Below are 17464 nucleotides of genomic sequence, written 5' to 3'. Positions count from 1 at the left end.
ACGTTCGCGCAAGAGGGCGTTCGCGCAAGAGGGTGGCTGCCAGCGCTGTAACGATTTGGTACCGTCCGGCGATGTGACGGTCATGCGAACAGCTACAGCCAAGGTCGGGGCGGCCTTCATGGTCGCAGCGGCGTCAGTCGCGGTCAGCCATGCGACGGCGGACGCTCAGTCGGCCGGTCATCTGGTCAAGTACACATTGACGTCGACGGGCGCCGCAGACTTCCAGCTCAACTACTTGACGGCGCAGCCTCCGAGCAAGGAGGCCTACAACGCCGACGCGTACGCCTACCTGAAAAAGGAGACGGTGAACCTGGCGCCGGGCGTGCCCTGGGTGTTCGAGACCACGCTCGAGGACCCGCAGTGGGCGATCCTGACCGCGAGCACCGGCGTGCACGCGATGACGGCCCCGCCGAACCCGCACTGCGAGATCACGATCGACGGTCAGGTCGCCGTGCAACAGGACGGCCCCTACACCGTGCAATGCCAACTGAGCCAGTGGTGAATTTCTCGCTGCCCCTCTGACGGTCGGTCAGTCCGCCACGGCTTCCACCTGGGACAGTCCACGCAGCGCCCGCGGCAACGGTTCGCAATGCAGCACACCGAGTCGTTGGGTGGTGCGGGTCAGAGCGACGTAGAGGTCGGCGGTGCCGCCGGGACCGTCGGCCAGGATCCGGCCCGGCGCCACGACCAGAACCGCGTCGAACTCCAGCCCTTTCGTCTCGGCCGGTGACACCGTTCCCGGCACGCCCGGTGGTCCGATCACGACGCAGGTGCCCTCGCGGCCGGCCTCCTCGCGGACGAAATCCTCGATGCCGCAGGGCAATTCGTCCTCGCTCACGTGCCGTGACCACGGCCGGACCCCGCTGGCGCGAACCGATTCGGGCGGCTGCACCTCCGGAGCGAACTCGGCCAGCAGGCCGGCGGCGACGGCCATGATCTCAGCCGGCGTGCGGTAGTTCACCGACAGCGGCCGGTAGACCCAGCGACCGCCCACATACGGATCGAGCATCGCGGCCCATGACGTCGCGCCGGCCGCGGATCGGCGTTGCGCAAGATCGCCGACCACGGTGAACGACTTGCTCGGGCAGCGACGCATCAGCACCCGCCACTCCATCTCGGACAATTCCTGTGCTTCGTCGACGACGACGTGCCGATACGTCCAATCGCGGTCGGCGGCAGCCCGTTCGGCAAGGTCGCGGGTATCGCGTTCGGCGAAGCGGTCGGCGAGATCCTCGGCCTCGAGCAGGTCAGAGGCGATGAGATGATCCTCGTCGTCCATCAGATCCTCGCGAGCGACCATCAGGTCCAGCACCCCGGCGGCGTAGGCGGCCTCCTCCTGCCGTTCCTTTTCGGCGGCGACATCGGGCTTGATACCGCCGAGCATGTCGACCAGTTCGTCGAGCAGCGGTACATCCGACACTGTCCAGGCGTCGCCCTGCGCACGCCACAGCGAGTGGTCCGCGCCTGCGGCAGTGAGTCTTTCGCGGGATTGGTATAGCTCGGCCAACAGTGTCTGCGGCGTCAGCTCGGGCCAGAGCCCGTCAAGCGCTGCAGCGAACTCGTCGTGCTCACCGAGCTCGTCGAGCAGTTCGGCCCGCAGATGCTCCCATGCCTGCTTGTCGTCGCGCGTCAGCCAGCCCTTGCCGATCCGGGCGATCGCGCGCTCGGTCAGCACCCACGTGATGACGTCGATGAACACCGCCCGCGCGTCGTTGTGCGGCAGACCGCTCTCCCGGGCCTCCTGAATGGCCCACTCGGCGGTCTCGGCATCGATGCGCACGGTGACGTCGGCCAGCTTGATGGGCAGCGGCCGCTCGGGGACGCGTTGCCGGTCGGCGATCGCCGCCGCCAGCACGTCGAGCATCTTCAACGAGCCCTTCGCCCGTACCGCGTCCGGGCCGTCCTCGGCAGTGACCCGCAGACCCGGAACGAGGTCACCGGTCGTCATGAAGACGACGTTGGTCTCGCCCAACGACGGCAGCACCCGGCCGACGTGGCGCAGGAACGCCGGGTTCGGGCCGATCACCAGCACGCCGTGACGTTCCATCCGCTCCCGCTGCGTGTAGAGCAGGTACGCGACCCGGTGCAGGGCGACGACGGTCTTACCGGTGCCGGGTCCACCTTCGATCACCAGCACGCCCGGGTGGTCGAGTCGGATGATCTCGTCCTGCTCGGCCTGGATCGTGGCAACGATGTCGCGCATCCCGTCGCCGCGCGGCGCGTTGACCGCCGCCAGCAGCGCCGCGTCGCCCCGCTCGCCGCCGGCGGGTCTGCCCAGGACTTCGTCGGTGAAGCCGGTGATGCGCCGCCCGAGCGAGTGAAACTGGCGGCGCCGACGCATGCCCTCCGGGTTGGCGGCGGTCGCGACGTAGAAGGCGCGAGCAGCCGGGGCCCGCCAGTCGAGTAGCAGCGGTTCGTACTCGTCGGTCTCGTCGAACAACCCGATCCGGCCGATGTAGAGGCGTTCACCTGCGACACTGTCCAACCGGCCGAAGCACAGCCCGTGATCGGCCACGTTGAGGCGGTTCATCCGCTTGGCCACCGCGCGCACCTCGGCGTCCCGGTCGACGAGAGATCCGCCGTCACCGCGCAACGCCGCGCTGTAGCGTTCCTGCACTCGCGTGCGCTCGGCGTCGAGGCGCGCATACAAATCGGTCACGTATCGCTGTTCGGACCGCAATTCGTCGTCGTAGCCATCGATCGGCACGCCGCCCCACTTTCTTCAGCTCACCACCGGTCGTGGATTTCCGCTCAGGCCAGCGATTTTGAGCCATCACCCCGGCCTTGCCGCAAGGCCCCCCTTGCGCGATATGGTGAAGAGGGAAACGCCGTAGCGACCTCGGCCTTGACATCCCATCGAACATGAGTTCGAATCGAATGTATGCGGTGGGATGGTCAGGGCGTCGGCGTCGACGATGGCGCGCTGCCCGGCCTGCAGCGTATCGGTTTCGTGCGCAGCGTGCGGACGCCGCAGTTCGACGGCATCACCTTCCACGAAGTGCTGTGCAAGTCGGCGCTGAACAAGGTGCCCACCGCATCGGCCCTTCCGTTCAATTTCACCGTCAACGGCTATCGCGGTTGCTCGCACGCTTGCCGCTACTGCTTCGCGCGCCCGACCCATGAGTACCTCGACCTCGACTGCGGCAGCGACTTCGACACCCAGGTCGTGGTCAAGACCAACGTCGCCGAAGTGCTGCGCCGCGAACTGTCGCGCAAGTCATGGCAACGCGAGACCGTGGCGCTCGGCACCAACACCGATCCGTACCAGCGGGCTGAAGGCCGCTACGCGCTGATGCCGGGCATCATCTCGGCGCTGACCGATTCCGGCACGCCGTTTTCCATCCTCACGAAGGGCACCTTGCTTCGACGCGATCTGCCGCTGCTCAGCGAGGCCGCGCGGGCGGTGGACGTCAGCGTGGCGGTCTCGCTCGCGGTGGGTGACCCCGAACTGCACAAGCAGGTCGAGCCCGGTACGCCGGCACCGCAGGCGCGGCTCGGCTTGATCACCGCGATTCGTGATGCCGGGCTGGATTGCCATGTGATGGTGGCGCCGGTGTTGCCGTATCTGACGGACTCGGTCGAGCATCTCGATGCATTGCTGGCCCAGATCGCGGCGGCCGGCGCCACCGGTGTCACGGTGTTCGGGCTGCATCTGCGCGGCTCCACGCGCGGCTGGTTCATGAGCTGGCTGGCCCGCGATCACCCGGAACTGGTGCCGAAATATCGCGAGCTCTACCGCCGCGGGGCGTACCTGCCGCCGGACTACCGAAACGCGTTGCGCGACAGGGTCACACCACTCGTCACCAAGTACGGGCTGGCACCAGACCGCCGATCGTTCCGGGTCACGGACTCACTACCCACAACGCCGGCCGAGCTGCCGCAGCCCACGCTGTTCTAACCCCGGTTGCGCCGGACCTCTTTGAACGGCACACCGCGGTCGGCGGCCGGTTCGCGGGGAAAGCCCAACACCCGCTCACCGATGATGTTGCGCGCGATCTCGGTGGTCCCCCCGCCGAGCGCCGCGGCTTGGCGGGACAGATACCGCTCGCCGTAGCGGATCAGGTCACCATCGACGTCGACCACGCCGGCGCTGCCGGTGATGGCCAACGCGGTGTCGAACTCCAGATGGTGGATGTCGGCGTGCGCGATGCGGATGATCGAACCCGCCGCCGGAGGAAGCGAGCCGTCGAGCACGCCGTGGTACACGTGGTCGATCAACTGTTCGCGGACCGCGCGATGCACCAGCGCCCGCCCCGCCATCTCGCGCAGGCGCTCGTTGTCAGGCTGTCCCGTCTTCTCCAACAGCGCGACGTAGTCGATCGGCACATCGGATTTACCTTCGGCGCCAACGCCGCTCGCGAACTCCGAGCCGCCGCCCACCGCGCGCCGTTCGTGATACAGCTGGCGCGACGCCACGTGCCAGCCCTCGTCGACCTCACCGACGACGGCGTCGTCACCGAGTTCGAGGTTGTCGAAGAACTCCTCGCAGAACTCGACCGAACCGTTGACCTGCTTGATGCGGCGCAACGTGATGCCGGGGCTGTTGATCGGCACCAGGAACATCGTCAGGCCCTCGTGCTTGGGCACATCCCAGTTGGTGCGGGCCAGCATCAACCCGTAGTCGGCCGCGAATGCGCTTGTGCTCCAGGTCTTTGCGCCGTTGATGACCCACTTGTCGCCCTTGCGGTCCGCACGGGTGATCACGCCCGCGAGGTCGGAGCCGCCGCTGGGCTCGGACAGCAGCTGCACGAGCACCTCCTCGCCGCGCAGCGCGGCGGAGATGTGCCGGCGTTTCTGCTCCTCGCTTCCGGTGTCGAGAATGGTGGCCGCGCAGATCGTGAACGTCGGGGTGTTGAGGATGACCGGCAGCTCGTAACAGCGCGATACGTTGTCGAACGCCTTCTGGTATGCGATCGGCAGACCTAGACCGCCGTACTCCTTCGGGAAGCAGATGCCGGCAAATCCGCCGTCCCACAGCCTCTTCTGAAGTTCCCGGGCCCGCTGCCAGGGCTCTTCCTCGCCGCGGTCGTGTTCGGGTGGGTCGTTCGGGTCGATCGGTGGCATGTTCTCGGCCAGCCACCGCTCGGCGCGGGCGGCGAACTCCTCGACCGACTCCTGCGTGGTGGCGGGGGCGGATGTCGTGTCGGTCATGACGCTTGCTCCACCGTGGTCAGCGAGTAGACGCGCAGGTTGTGGTCCTCGGGTGTGCCGAACAACGAGCGGTACAGGGTGGCTCGTCGCAGGAACAAGTGCAGGTCATGCTCCCAGGTGACCCCGATGCCGCCGTGCAGCTGCACGCACAGCTGCAGCATCCCAGGTGCGTGTTCGCCCACATAGGATTTCGCGACGCTGACCGCCATCTCGGCGCCGGGGGAGCGCGATGCCACCTCGGCAACCGCGGCGTTCGTCGTCGCGCGACAGCCTTCGAACCAGATCTTCAGGTCGGCGAATTTGTGCTTGAGCGCCTGATATGAACCCAGCGGGCGGCCGAACGAATGCCGGTCGAAACCCCACTGGATCGTGAAGGCCAGCACCGTCTCCAGGATGCCGACGATCTCGGCGCATTGCAGTAGTACCGCGAGTTGGCTCTGCCGCTCGATCAGCGCCGGCGTTTGTTCGACCGACCCGACGGCCGCGGTCTCGCCGACCTCGACACCGTCGAACTGCACCCGCGCGTAGCTCTTCACCATGTCGATCGAGCGTTGCGGTTCCACCCGCACCCCGGGCGCATCCGCTGGCACCAGGAACTGGCGCACGGCACCCTCGGATTGCGCTGTGACGAGGAACATTCCGCTCTCAGCGCCCGCCTCGACCCGGTCCTTGACACCGTCGATGCGGAAGCCGGTGCCGGTCGGGGTCGCAGTGACCGACGGCGTCAGCGGCGACCACGACCCACCGGGTTCGTAGACCGCCCAGGTGGCCACCAACTCACCGGCGATCAACGCTTCGATGGTGTCTCGATGGTTGTCGGGCGCCTCGGTTAGACCGGCCAGTACGGTGCTGACCGGGTGCAGCGGGCCGGGTGCGACGGTCTTTCCGGCGATCTCGGCCACCAGCGCCAGGTCCCTGACGCCACCGGAAACGCCGCCCGACACGCTGCCGCCGCCGAGCTCCTCGGGGACGAGCAGGCTGGTCCAGCCGAGTTCGGCGGCTCGGCGCCACCAGGCAGGGTCGAACGCGGTGCCCGCGTCGTGCAGTTCACGTATTCGACTCAGCGGCACCTCCTTTTCGAGGAACGACTGTGTCGTCGAGGCGAAGAGCAGCACCTCGGGATTGTTCGCGCTGTCGGTCACGGGCTCGCTTTCGTGGTGGTGTGAACGTGCGTGCCGACGGATCGACACGCACGTTCGCGACGTGTGCCTCTAGGTCAGGCGGGGATGACGAGCGCAGGCACGTCGGGGTTGTGGACGATCTCGTTCGGAACCTTGAACAGCTCGATCATGTTGCCGCCCATGACCTTCCGCTGCCCCTCCGCGTCGAGGCCCTGCAGGTCGTCGATGAGGTGCGTCGGCTCGGCCAATCCCTCGGGGTGCGGCCAGTCCGACCCGAAGATCACCCGGTCGACGCCGAGGAGATCGGCCATCTGCTTGAAGTCGTCCTCCCAGAAGGGCGCGACGTACACGCCGCGCTTGAAGGCCTCGATCGGGTTCTCCGGGAACTCCTGCGGCATCTTCTTGTACACGCCCTCGAACTGCTTGAACAGGTAGGGCACCCAGTCCGCGCCGTTCTCGATCGACAGCACGCGCAGATCGGGGTTGCGGGTCAACGCACCGTGGCACACCAACGCGGCCATCGAATCCTCGATGGGGCGCTTGCCCATCGAGACCATGCGGAATGCAGTCGGTTTGAACGGCAGATACTCGTCGGCGGGTTCCCAGTCGTTGAGGTACTCGGCGTATCCGGAGTCCGAGGCGTGCATCGACACCGGGATGCCGGCCGCCACGCACGCCTGCCAGAACGGGTCGAACTCCGGCAGGCCGAAGGACCGGGTGCCTTTCAAGCCGGGTACCGGCGCGGGCCGGACGAGCACGGTCTTGGCGCCGCGCTCCAGACACCACTCGAGTTCCTCGAGCGCGCGGTCGACGATGCCGAGGTTGATGACGGGCGTGGAGAAGATGCGGTCCTCGTAGTTGAACTGCCAGGTCTCATACATCCACTCGTTGAGCGCATGGATGACGTCGAGGATCAGTTCGGGATCGTCCTTCATCCGCTCCTCGACGAGGCTGGCCAGCGTCGGGAACATCAACGAATAGTCCAGGCCGAGCCCGTCCATCACCTCGAGTCGTGCGGCGGGCTCACGGAACGCCGGAATCGCCTTCATCGGCTTGCCCATCACCTCGCGGAAGCTCTTGCCGCCGCTGCCGTGCTTGAAGTACTCCTCCTGCGCGCCGGGCCGGGCGACCACCTCGAAGGTCGGGTTCGGGATGTAGTCGCTGACCTGGTTGCGCACCATGATCTTGGTGCGGCCGCGGACCTCGATGTAGTCGATGACGTGCTTGCGGTGGTCCGGAAGGAACTTGGTCAGCGCCTCTTTCGGCTCGTAGAAGTGGTTGTCGGCGTCGAACACCGGGTAGGGAAGCTGGCGGGCCATTTGCGCCTCCTGGAAGTCTGCTTGGCTGATTGTGGTAATGACATTACCACTTTCGGACCAGCGAAAACAGCGGCGCCGAGAAGCTGGTTTTTCTATCGGTGCGACGCAGGTCAGGCCGGGTCGGCCGGGCCGGTGAGCCCGCTGAGGCAGTAGTCGTAGATGTCGTCGGCGCCGATCGGAACGCCGTTGAGTTCGGCGCCGAGCACCTGCAGCCTTATCGCACCCAGCGCGGATTGCATGATCAGCGCCGCCCGGGCCTCGACATTGACGTCCGCGCGGAAGACACCCTCGGCGATCCCGCGGTTGATGATGTCCTTGATCAGCTCGTGCACCGGCGAGAGCACCCGGGCGTACTCGCGAGGCAACGTCTCGGCGAGCCGGTCGTTGTAGTTGGTCAGGCCGCGGTTGACCTTGTCCTGTGTCGTCGTCTCCGGCGGTGTGCAGATGCGGTCGACCAGGACCCGAAGTGCGGTGGTGGCCGGCAGCCCGGCGGTGTCCTCGCGCCACCGGCGCGTCGACTCGGACATGATCTTGTCGACCAGTGCGAGCAGCAACTCGTCCTTGGTGGAGAAGTGCTGATAGAACGACCGCAGCGACGTCTTGGAGCGCTCGACCACCTCGAGCACCGTGAAATCCGTGCGGCCGGTTTCACCGAGGATCGCCAGCGCGGACTTCATGAAGCGCTTGGGCCGGGACTCGGAGTCGGCGGGGTCGTCCGGTGTCGCGGCACGAGCGGTTCCGGCCGCCGCACGTCCGCTCGGCTTCGCCATCGTCGGCACCTTCCCGCTCATTGGTGATTCGCTGGTAATGACGTTACCGCTTTTGCAGAAGCTCGGTTACTGTTCCCTGTCATGACGACAGACTCAGCGCAGAAGCCGTGGACCGTCGAGGAGCTGCTCGACCTGTTCGATGTGCAGCCGGACGGGGAGAACCGATTTATCGCCGAGACGGGTCCCGCCGGCGAGGAGGACCGGCAGGTGGTGGAGGGCACGCAGGTGCTCGCCCAGGTGATCGTTGCGGTGGCGAAACGCTTCGCGGGCAAATCAGTGCGCTCGGTGTATGCGGTCTTCTCGCGTGCGGTGATGGTCGGGGCCGGTCCGCTGGAGCTGGAGATCGACGTCGTCAACGAGGGCCGGTCGACCGCAACGGCTGTCGTCTCGGCCAAGCAGAACGGCAAGCGGTGTGTGACGGTGACGGTGTTGACCGACGTGCCCACGGCCGACGTCATCCGCCACGCGGTGCCGCGCCCCGATGTCAAGCCGCCCGCCGAGGCGCACGACGCCCGGATGGCCATGACGGGCAGGCAGATCCGGCTGGTCGACGTGGTCGACATCAACAGCCCCGACGAGGTGGGTCCGCCGGAGCTGTACGCCTGGGTGCACTATGACCCGGTCCCGACCCGCGACGAGCTAGCGAAGGCGCTCATCGCGTATCTCACCGGGCACCTGGGCATTTCGACGACGATGCGGGCACACGAGGGGATCGGCACGGCGCAGTCGCACCTGACCGTGTCGACCGCGCCGATGACGGTGTCGGTCAGCTTCCACGAGCCGTTCCGGTGGGACGGTTGGCTGCTGTACAGCCACGAGAGCACTCAGGTGGGGGCGGGCATGTCCTACGTTCGCGGCACGGTGCACACCGAATCCGGCGAGCTGATCGCATCTTTCGCCCAAGATGCGCTGATCCGGCCGCTGCGCACGACCGACACGGCGATCAAGGAACAGTCCCGGCTCTAGCCGAGCCGGTGGCGAGCCGCGGGGCGCTTAAATCTTGAGATAGCCCTTGTCCGCGGGGATCTGGGCGGCCGTCACCAGTGACGACGCGTCGCTGGCCAGCCAGACCACAATGTCGGAGATCAGGCCCGGGTCGGCCAGCGACTCGGTCGGCAGCGCGCCGGGGGAGAAGCTGTGGATGTAGGTCGGATGGTCGGCGAAGGTCTGCCACATCGACGTGTCGTTGCCCATCGGCGTGTCGGTGCCGTACGGATGAACGGAATTGACCCGGATGCCGAACTCGCCCAGTTCGACGGCAAGCGAATTGGTCAGTGCCACAACGCCGAACTTGCTGGCGCAGTAGTGGCCGGCGCCCGGGACGGCCTTGATGCCCGCCGCCGAGCTGATGTTGATGATCGACCCGCCGTTGCCGGCCTCGATCATCGGTGGCACCACCGCCTTGATCGTGTTCCAGACGCCGGTCAGGTTGATGTCGAGGACCTCCTGCCACTGCTGTGCCGAGATCTCCCACAGCCGACCCCAGTTCATCACGCCGGCGTTGGCGACCACGATGTCGAGGCGACCGAACTGCTCGAGCGCGTCGGACACCACCCGCTGCTGTCCGGCCGCATCGCGGACGTCGACGCGGTCGGCGACGATCTTGCGGCCTTCCCCCTCGACGAGGCTCACCGTCTCGGCGAGGTCCTCGGGTGCCGCGGGCGGATAACCGTTGTGCTCAGCGACCGGACCGCACGCGTCGATCGCGACGATGTCGGCGCCTGCCCGGGCCAACCGGACGCAGTGCGAACGGCCCTGGCCGCGGGCGGCGCCCGTCACGTAGGCCACCTTGCCCGCGAGAGGTAATTCGTTATCCGTCACTCCGGATGCTCCTGTCTACTCGGCGCCCGCGGCGAGCCAGTCGTCGAATGTCGTCGCAGCGATGCGGGCATTCTCGCGCGGTAACAACACGTTTCCGGCCATCGACAGGCCGAAAACGCCGTCCCAGGTCGGGATGAGCTTGATCCGGCGGCCGCGGGCCTCGAACGTGCGTCGGGCCATGTCGACGAGGTCTTGCGGCTCGGGTCCTGCGACGTCGACGTACCGGCCCTGGGGTTGGCCGGTGGCCACCTCGGCGAGGACCTCGGCGATGTCGTCGGGCGCAATCGGCTGCACGAGAAGCGGCGCGATGGTGGCTGCTCCGTCGTGTTCGGTCCAACCGACGACCATGGCCGCGAAATCGTGGAATTGGGTGGCGGGCACCACCGTCCAGGGCACCGGTCCCTCGGCTACGAGGCGCTCCTGTTCGCGTTTACCCGCGTAGTGGGCGTTGCCCTCGATGCCGTGGATCCCCACGATCGACAGCAGGACGTGGTGGCGCACTCCCGCCCGGTGCTCGGCGGCAAGCAGGTTGCGCGTGGTGGTCCCGAAGTACTCGGTGGTCTTCTCTCGATCTGTGGGTGGCGCGCTGATCGCGTCGATGACCGCCTCCACGTCGGTGAGCGCGTCGTCCAGACCCGCACCGGTCATCAGATCGACGCCGAGTGAGCGGCTGATCCGCACGACGTCGTGGCCGTCTCGTCCGAGTGCGGCGGCGGTGCGGGCGCCGATGTTTCCGGTCGCTCCTGCGACGGCGACGCGCATGGCCGGACTCCCTTCGGTGACGGACAGGTCACCCGCTCAGTGTGGCAGCCACTTCGCGGAGGCGGGCGCCCGCATCCGAGACGATCGGCTCGCCGTGCCCGAAGCACGCGGTGTCGACGTCGAGCGCGGCGAGTCGCCGAAACGATGCCACCGTACGTGCCCGGTCTTGGTTGAAGGTGCCCAACATCACCGTTCCCACGTTGGCGATGGTGTCGCCGGTGAGGAGCACGCCGTGGCGCGGCAGGTGGATCGCGATGCTGCCCTCGGTGTGCCCCGGTACGGACAGGATCTCGGCGCCGCCAGCAAAATCGAGGACATCGCCGTCATGGAACTCCCGGTCCACCGGCACCGGGTCCGCCGCAGCCGGCAGTCCGGCCGCGACGCGCTCGTGGATCGGCACCTCCCACTCTTCGAACACCGGTGGCGCAACGGCGGCGCCGGCGCGGATCGCGGCGGCGTCGCCGGCACCCGCCATCACCGTGGCCCCGGTCGACTCGCGGAGCTCTGCCGCCGAGCCGGTGTGGTCGACGTGCCCGTGCGTCAACACGATTCGGTCGATACCGGGTACTGCGTCGCTGATGGCGGCGCCCGATCCCGGTGCGCCGGTGTCGATCAGCGTGACCGAATCGCCGTCCCGCCATACGTAGACCTGCCACCCGTCGACGACGAGCATGGTGAGGTTCGGTGTGACGGTCACGGATTCCATGCGCTAACGGTAGAGATTCTCGGCCGGCGAAAGAAGGGACTCAGCTGGAGGCGAAACCGGCCGACAGCGCGGACCGCAACACGTCGAGCGGCAGCCCACCGAGATCCAGTGCGCGGCTGTGGAAATCCTTCAGCGACACGCCCTGCCCCAGCATCTCGTCGCGTAGCTGCTGCCAGATCCGCTGCCCGATCGCATACGACGGCGCCTGGCCCGGCCAGCCGAGGTAGCGGTCGAGTTCGAACTGCAGGTGCTCCGCGTTCATCGCGCTGTGCGACACCAGGAACTCCCATGCCCGCTCGGCGTCCCACACGCCGCCGTCGGGCGCCGTCATCCCGCAGTGCACGCCGATGTCGATGACCACTCGAGCGGCCCGAAACCGTTGTGCGTCGAGCATTCCGATTCGATTGCCCGGATCGTCGAGCCAGCCGAGTTCGGCCATCAGCCGTTCGGCGTACAGCGCCCAGCCCTCGCCGTGCCCCGACACCCAGCAGCCCAGCCTGCGCCAACGGTTGAGTTGGTCGGCCAGCACGACGGCGCGGCCGATCTGCAGGTGATGGCCGGGCACCCCCTCGTGGAACACGGTCGTCGTCTCTTGCCAGGTGTGAAACGTCTCCACCCCGTGCGGGACCGACCACCACATTCGCCCCGGTCTGCTGAGGTCCTCCGACGGACCGGTGTAGTAGATACCACCGGTGTGGGTCGGCGCGATGCGACATTCCAGCCGCCGCAGCGGCTCCGCGATCTCGAAGTGCGTGTCGGCGAGCGACTCGACCGCACGGTCGGACAGGTCCTGCATCCAGGCCTGCAGCGCGTCCACGCCGTGCACGAGATAGCGCTCTTCGCCGTCCAGGCGGCGCAGTGCGTCGGCGATCGACGAGCCCGGATAGAGCTGCTGGGCGAGGTTTTCCTGCTCTGCGACAATGCTTTCCAGCTGGGTCAGGCCCCACTCGTAGGTCTCGTCGAGGTCGACCTCGGAGCCGAGGAAGGACCGGGACCACAACCGGTAAAGGTCCCGGCCGACCGCGTCCTCCACACGAGCGTGCGGCGCGATCTCGTCTCCGAGGACCCTGCCGAGTTCCCGGTAGGCGTTGGCGGCGGCGGCGGCATGGTGTTGCAGTTCGTCGTGCAGCGCGGGATTACCCGGCGCGGCGTCGGCCACCATCTCCACCAACAGATGCTGAATGCTCGCGGCCTGATCGATGCCCCGCACCACCTGACGCACCGCCGGCGGATGCTCGCTCGCGATCGCGGCACGCAACGCGTCGGCGTATCCGGCCGCGCGGTCAGGTACCCGTGACAGCCGGCGCGCGACCACTGCCCAGTCGTCCTCGGTTTCCGTCGGCATCAGATCGAACACGTCCCGCATCGACTGCAGCGGTGAGGCGATCACGTTGATTTCACCGACGTCGAGGCCGGCGTCGTTCATTTCGATCAGGATGCCGAGGCGTTCGCGCATCGCGGCCACCGTCACCTCGTCGACCGCGTCGGCTCCAGCGACGCCGTCGAGTTCACGCAGCGCGTTGCGCGCTGCGTCGGCCCGCGCGGCGACACCGTCGGGGGAGTAGTCGGTGATCTCGTCGTCGTAGCCGGCGATCCCCATTTCCGTTGCCGCACAGGGGTCGAGCTCGGCCAACGTCGCGAGGTAGCGCTCGGCGACGGCGTCGACGGCCGTGGGGGCCCTACCCAAGATCGTTGGTCGCGAAGGTGTCGCACGCCTTCGGGTCGCCGGTCCGGTAGCCCTCGGTGAACCATTTCTGCCGCTGCGCCGCGGAACCGTGCGTCCACGCCTCGGGGTTGACCCGGCCGGTGGCCTGCTTCTGGATGCGGTCGTCGCCAACCGACGCCGCCGCAGACAGCGCGTCGGCGATGTCCTTGTCGGTCAACGGTTCCAGGAACGTCACGTCGGTGCCCTCCTGCTTGGTGATGGACGCGAAGTGCGCCCACACACCGGCATAGCAGTCGGCCTGCAACTCGGTGCGCACCCCCGCGCCCGTCGCGCCTGCAGCACCAGGACCCTGCGAGCGGCCCAGCACACCCGCCAGGTTCTGCACGTGATGTCCGTACTCGTGAGCGACGACGTACTCCTGGGCCAACGGGCCACCGCTGGAACCGAACTGGTTCTTGAGCACGTCGAAGAACTCGACGTCGAAGTATGCAGTCTGGTCGGGCGGGCAGTAGAACGGCCCGACGCTGGTGTCGGCGGGACCGCAGCCGGTCTGTACCGATCCGTTGAACAACTTCATGTGCGGGCGCACGTACTCGCCCGGCAGCAACTGCTCCCACACCGCGTCGACCGAATTGCCCGTCGCCACCACCCGGCACTGCACGATCTCGTTGGCATCCTCGCCGGTCTTGCATTGGCTCAGATCGAAGCCGGGCGTCTCGACGCCCTGGCTGTCGTACTGGCCCTGCGGGGGCATCACCGAGCTGGGGTCGACGCCGAGGAACAACGCCACGACGAGAATCACCAGGCCGCCGACTCCGCCACCGACCGCGATACCGCGGCCCGGACCGCCCCCACCACCGCTCGACGAGGTGGTGCTCGTGTCGATCTGCATACCTTCGTTGAAGGTCATGACGTTCAGCTTTGCACACTACGATTCGGTCGTGGCAGTCGTTGTCGGACATTCGGTCGTCGTGCACACCGACCTCGGCGATCTTCGCGGCACCACCGAGGGCGGCGTCGGGGTCTGGCGCGGGGTTCCCTATGCCGAGCAACCGGTGGGTGATCGCCGGTTCCTCGGTCCCGAACCGAAGCGGCCGTGGACGGGTCTGCGGGACGCGGTCGAGCACGGACCGCTGCCCCCGCAGGAAAAATCGTTCGTCGGCGGTGGCCGCGACGACCCCAAGGTCCGCGACGAAGCCTGCCTGACGTTGACGGTGTGGTCTCCGGACAGCAGCGCGTCGCTGCCGGTGATGGTGTGGATCCCCGGCGGTGCCTTCGTCTACGGCGCCGGGCAGTTTCAGCTCTACAACGGCTCACGGCTGGCCGCGAACGGCAACGTGGTCGTCGTCAACATCACCTACCGCATCGGCGTCTTCGGTGGTTTCGAGCTCGGTGACCTCGGCGACGGGTTCGACGACAACCTCGCGTTGCGTGACCAGATCGCCGCGCTCGGTTGGATCCGCGACCACATCGCGGCATTCGGCGGTGACCCGGCCCGCGTGACGGTGTTCGGCGAGTCCGCCGGCGGCACGTCGGTGCTCGCACTGCTCGCCAGCCCCGCGGCCGAGGGTTTGTTCGCCCGGGCGATCGCACAGAGCCCGGCGCTGCCGCTGATCGCCGACCGGCAGGTGCGGGCCGAGCAGGCCCACGAGTTCCTGCGCCGCCTGGGGGTGCCCGTCGCCGAGGTCAAGCGGCTACCGCAGCGCCGATTGCGTCGCGCCGCGGGCAGCCTGCAACTCGAAAGTGCCGCCACCACGCCGACGTTGGCGTACGGGCTGACCTACGGCGTCGACCTGCTGCCGAGCCATCCGGTCGACGCGGCGCGCGACGGCAGGGTGCGGCGGGTGCCGCTGATCATCGGTACCAACAGCCACGAAGCGTCGATGTTCGCGTGGACCAAACCGCCGATGCTGCCCACCACCCGCGCATCGATAGACGCCTACTTCGCGCGCGTCGCACCGGACGCCAAGGAGCGGGTGCTGGCCGCCTATCCCGACTATCCGCGCCGAAGGGCGTTGATCGCGTTCGGCTCCGACGTGATGTTCGGCGGACCGGCGTGGGCGTTCGCCGACGCCTACAGTGGCCACGCTCCGACTCACGTGTACCGCTTCGACCACGTCGGCTTCAGCCTTCGGATGCTCGGTCTCGGCGCGACCCACGGCAGCGAGATCGTGCACATTCAACACAGCTACGCGTCGTACCTCGGCCGCAAGATGCACCCGCTCGGCCGGCGGTTGCAGCCGTCAGTCGGTCGCCGCATGCAGCGGACCTGGCTGGACTTCGCCGCCAAGGAGTGGGAAACCGGCGAGATTCGCTGGTCCAGCGGGCACGACTGGCCGGTGTATGACACCGAGCACCGCTACACCCGCATCATCATGTCGGCCCGCGACGACATTGTCGAAGACCCAGACGTCGAGCGTCGCCTGGCCTGGGCCGGGCTGTATTAGGCGTGCCGCTCTCCGTCGCTTCCAACTCAGACGTCACACCGATCGACGTTTCGCAGCAAGAGTGCGAGGAGCGGGTCTCCAAACGTCGAAAGCTGTGACTACTGAGGTCCGGTGCGACAGCCTGGTGTCCACAGCGCGACTCCGCGTGCCGGATCGGCGCGGATCAGCAACACGCGCCGGCGCGGATCAGACCGTGCCGAACCGTTTCGCCGAGTAGTCGCGCAGGTTGTAGAGGAACTTCTGGAACATCCAGGCCATGACGGGCCGCCCGAGCGTCATCCCGAGCTTGGCGGCGACGCCCTTCGGCTTCATCGCCATCACCCACGTCAGGTGACAGCCGCCCGGCGTCTTCACCACCCGATAGTCCTCCGCGAACGCCGCAATGCTGCCTGTCGAAGCCTCGTTGAACCGAAATGCCATGTGGCTGAAGGGCTCCCAGGCCAGGAATTCTTCGTCACCGACGATGCCACCGCGCATCGTCACGGTGCGCGTCGTGCCGATGCCGCGCGGTTCGGGACTGGTCCACTCGACATTGGTGATCACCGTCGCCCAGTGTGGCCAGGACTCGGCATCGGCGAGCACCTCGAACAATTGCTCGGGCGTGATCGTGAGGTCGACCGCGCTGACGAACCGGAACGGCGCACTCTCGGTGAAATCCAGGTCGACGCGTTCACATGGCTGCATGGCCATACACAGTAGAGGACGGCGTCTAGTCTGATGGCCGGCCTCCTCAACACGGCTCGTGCCTCGCCGCTTGATCGTCGCCCGGCTAGCCGGGCCCGTCGCTCGCCGCGGCCAGCAGCGGCACCAGCACGTCGCTGATCGGGGTGGCCAACCCATGCTCGGCGCCCTTGCGCGCGATCACCCCGTTGCGGATATCCCACTCCAACCGCTGGTTCGCCTCGCGGTCGGTGAGGATCGACGTGGTGATGTCCTCCGGCGACCCGGCAAGCAGGTCGACGATCTCGTCGATCACCTCGTCGCCCAGCTCGGCTCCTTCGGCACGCGCGACGGCCAGGCACTCGCCGAGATAGCGGCGTGCCAGCGCGGCCACATCGTCGCGCCGGAACATGCCCGCGCGCCGGCCGCTGAGCACCATGACCCCGACGACGGCGTTGACCAGCAGCTTGTGCCAGGCCGCGCTGATGAAGTTCGGATCCGTGTCGACCGTGACGGCGCTGTCCGCGAACAGGTCCGCCAACGTTCGGGCGGCGGCGGTGTCGGGAAGTACCAGGCGCGCTCGGGTCCGCAGGCGGATGTGGCCGTTGGGCGCCGGCTCCGCCGAGACCCACACGGCCGCAGGCACGACGGTGGAGTCGGGACAGTATCGGCCGACGCGTTCGATCTGTTCGACGCCGTTCTGCAGCGCCGCCACCACCGTGCGTTCGTCGCACAGCCTCGCCAACCACCCGCCGGCCTGCTCGTTCTGCGTGTCCTTCACCGCCAGCAACACCACGTCGACCGGTTCGTCGATGTCGGCGGGATCGGTCGACACCGGGCCGGGAACCACGATCGGCTCCCCGTCGTCCGGCCTGACCTCGATCGAATCGCGCGGTGTCCGCCCGCACAGGGTCACCGGATGGCCCGCCGCGTACAGCAGGGCGGCGACCGTGGAACCGATCGCACCCGGTCCGACGAGCGCGATGCGGGTGGGCATGAGCGCCAAACTACCGGCGGAATCGGTCCCTCTACACTTGGGCA

Annotated in this window: 16 protein-coding genes; 4 read left to right on the top strand and 12 right to left on the bottom strand. The window is 67.6% G+C overall.

Annotated features, from left to right (window positions below; all coding sequences use genetic code 11):
* Positions 1-82 precede the first annotated feature (82 nt).
* Entirely contained in the window at positions 83-502 is a 420-nt protein-coding gene (locus G6N18_RS06110) for an Rv2576c family protein (protein WP_109749436.1), read from the top strand.
* Between the two features lie 27 nt (positions 503-529).
* On the opposite strand, the gene helR is transcribed toward G6N18_RS06110, so the two are convergent.
* Entirely contained in the window at positions 530-2707 is a 2178-nt protein-coding gene (gene helR, locus G6N18_RS06105) for an RNA polymerase recycling motor ATPase HelR (protein ID WP_179962372.1), read from the bottom strand.
* Positions 2708-2881: 174 nt separating this feature from the next.
* On the opposite strand from helR, the gene G6N18_RS06100 reads away from it, so the two are divergent.
* A complete protein-coding gene (locus G6N18_RS06100; protein WP_083001460.1) occupies positions 2882-3898 on the top strand; it encodes an Rv2578c family radical SAM protein in 1017 nt (338 codons plus the stop codon).
* Here the strand turns inward: G6N18_RS06100 and G6N18_RS06095 are convergent.
* The 4 genes from G6N18_RS06095 to G6N18_RS06080 form a co-directional block, all read right to left on the bottom strand.
* On the bottom strand, positions 3895-5151 hold the full coding sequence (locus G6N18_RS06095) for an acyl-CoA dehydrogenase family protein (RefSeq protein WP_083001462.1): 1257 nt from the start codon (positions 5149-5151) through the stop codon (positions 3895-3897). The two genes, G6N18_RS06100 and G6N18_RS06095, sit on opposite strands and share 4 nt — an antisense overlap.
* Complete coding sequence (locus G6N18_RS06090) at positions 5148-6293, bottom strand: acyl-CoA dehydrogenase family protein (RefSeq protein WP_083001464.1); 1146 nt, start codon at positions 6291-6293, stop codon at positions 5148-5150. Before G6N18_RS06090 ends, G6N18_RS06095 begins: the two co-directional genes overlap by 4 nt.
* 74 nt (positions 6294-6367) lie before the next feature.
* Positions 6368-7591, bottom strand: a complete 1224-nt coding sequence (locus tag G6N18_RS06085; protein WP_067216436.1) for an amidohydrolase family protein — start codon at positions 7589-7591, stop codon at positions 6368-6370.
* A gap of 110 nt (positions 7592-7701) precedes the next feature.
* Positions 7702-8361 carry a TetR/AcrR family transcriptional regulator gene (locus tag G6N18_RS06080; RefSeq protein WP_067216433.1) on the bottom strand — a complete coding sequence of 220 codons (660 nt, stop codon included), beginning with the start codon at positions 8359-8361 and terminating at the stop codon, positions 7702-7704.
* Positions 8362-8442: 81 nt separating this feature from the next.
* Between G6N18_RS06080 and G6N18_RS06075 the strand changes: the two genes are divergently transcribed.
* On the top strand, positions 8443-9327 hold the full coding sequence (locus G6N18_RS06075) for an acyl-CoA thioesterase (RefSeq protein ID WP_083001466.1): 885 nt from the start codon (positions 8443-8445) through the stop codon (positions 9325-9327).
* Positions 9328-9354: 27 nt separating this feature from the next.
* On the opposite strand, the gene G6N18_RS06070 is transcribed toward G6N18_RS06075, so the two are convergent.
* Genes G6N18_RS06070 through ypfJ form a run of 5 tightly spaced genes read right to left on the bottom strand, consistent with a single transcriptional unit; the run spans position 9355 to position 14226 of the window.
* Complete coding sequence (locus G6N18_RS06070; protein WP_083001468.1) at positions 9355-10182, bottom strand: mycofactocin-coupled SDR family oxidoreductase; 828 nt, start codon at positions 10180-10182, stop codon at positions 9355-9357.
* 15 nt (positions 10183-10197) lie between these two features.
* The gene (locus G6N18_RS06065; protein WP_083001469.1) at positions 10198-10944 is read right to left on the bottom strand and encodes an SDR family oxidoreductase; all 747 of its coding nucleotides are present in this window, start codon (positions 10942-10944) and stop codon (positions 10198-10200) included.
* 28 nt (positions 10945-10972) lie between these two features.
* The gene (locus G6N18_RS06060; RefSeq protein ID WP_083001471.1) at positions 10973-11650 is read right to left on the bottom strand and encodes an MBL fold metallo-hydrolase; all 678 of its coding nucleotides are present in this window, start codon (positions 11648-11650) and stop codon (positions 10973-10975) included.
* Positions 11651-11690: 40 nt separating this feature from the next.
* Complete coding sequence (locus G6N18_RS06055) at positions 11691-13337, bottom strand: DUF885 domain-containing protein (protein WP_083001473.1); 1647 nt, start codon at positions 13335-13337, stop codon at positions 11691-11693.
* The gene (ypfJ, locus tag G6N18_RS06050; protein WP_083001475.1) at positions 13330-14226 is read right to left on the bottom strand and encodes a KPN_02809 family neutral zinc metallopeptidase; all 897 of its coding nucleotides are present in this window, start codon (positions 14224-14226) and stop codon (positions 13330-13332) included. Before ypfJ ends, G6N18_RS06055 begins: the two co-directional genes overlap by 8 nt.
* A gap of 31 nt (positions 14227-14257) precedes the next feature.
* Here ypfJ and G6N18_RS06045 point away from each other — a divergent pair, with 31 nt between their 5' ends.
* Positions 14258-15763 (top strand): carboxylesterase/lipase family protein, encoded by a 1506-nt coding sequence (locus tag G6N18_RS06045; protein WP_083001645.1) that lies wholly within the window; start codon positions 14258-14260, stop codon positions 15761-15763.
* A gap of 186 nt (positions 15764-15949) precedes the next feature.
* Here G6N18_RS06045 and G6N18_RS06040 read toward each other — a convergent pair whose 3' ends face one another.
* Positions 15950-16453, bottom strand: coding sequence for an SRPBCC family protein (locus tag G6N18_RS06040; protein WP_067216414.1), 504 nt, complete (start codon positions 16451-16453; stop codon positions 15950-15952).
* Between the two features lie 79 nt (positions 16454-16532).
* Complete coding sequence (locus G6N18_RS06035) at positions 16533-17420, bottom strand: oxidoreductase (RefSeq protein WP_083001476.1); 888 nt, start codon at positions 17418-17420, stop codon at positions 16533-16535.
* Positions 17421-17464 lie beyond the last annotated feature (44 nt).

The sequence above is a fragment of the Mycolicibacterium celeriflavum genome (genome assembly GCF_010731795.1).
Taxonomy (GTDB): domain Bacteria; phylum Actinomycetota; class Actinomycetes; order Mycobacteriales; family Mycobacteriaceae; genus Mycobacterium; species Mycobacterium celeriflavum.
Note: the sequence above shows the minus strand (reverse complement) of the source record. Positions and strands in the feature narration are given on the sequence as shown.

Excerpts from the sequence above, each read along its gene's own strand:
- G6N18_RS06110 (WP_109749436.1), top strand. The coding sequence starts at position 83 with ATGCGAACAGCTACAGCCAAGGTCGGGGCGGCCTTCATGGTCGCAGCG.
- G6N18_RS06100 (WP_083001460.1), top strand. The coding sequence starts at position 2,882 with ATGCGGTGGGATGGTCAGGGCGTCGGCGTCGACGATGGCGCGCTGCCC.
- G6N18_RS06095 (WP_083001462.1), bottom strand. The coding sequence starts at position 5,151 with ATGACCGACACGACATCCGCCCCCGCCACCACGCAGGAGTCGGTCGAG.
- G6N18_RS06085 (WP_067216436.1), bottom strand. The coding sequence starts at position 7,591 with ATGGCCCGCCAGCTTCCCTACCCGGTGTTCGACGCCGACAACCACTTC.
- G6N18_RS06080 (WP_067216433.1), bottom strand. The coding sequence starts at position 8,361 with ATGGCGAAGCCGAGCGGACGTGCGGCGGCCGGAACCGCTCGTGCCGCG.
- G6N18_RS06075 (WP_083001466.1), top strand. The coding sequence starts at position 8,443 with ATGACGACAGACTCAGCGCAGAAGCCGTGGACCGTCGAGGAGCTGCTC.
- G6N18_RS06065 (WP_083001469.1), bottom strand. The coding sequence starts at position 10,944 with ATGCGCGTCGCCGTCGCAGGAGCGACCGGAAACATCGGCGCCCGCACC.
- G6N18_RS06060 (WP_083001471.1), bottom strand. The coding sequence starts at position 11,650 with ATGGAATCCGTGACCGTCACACCGAACCTCACCATGCTCGTCGTCGAC.
- ypfJ (WP_083001475.1), bottom strand. The coding sequence starts at position 14,226 with ATGACCTTCAACGAAGGTATGCAGATCGACACGAGCACCACCTCGTCG.
- G6N18_RS06040 (WP_067216414.1), bottom strand. The coding sequence starts at position 16,453 with ATGGCCATGCAGCCATGTGAACGCGTCGACCTGGATTTCACCGAGAGT.
- G6N18_RS06035 (WP_083001476.1), bottom strand. The coding sequence starts at position 17,420 with ATGCCCACCCGCATCGCGCTCGTCGGACCGGGTGCGATCGGTTCCACG.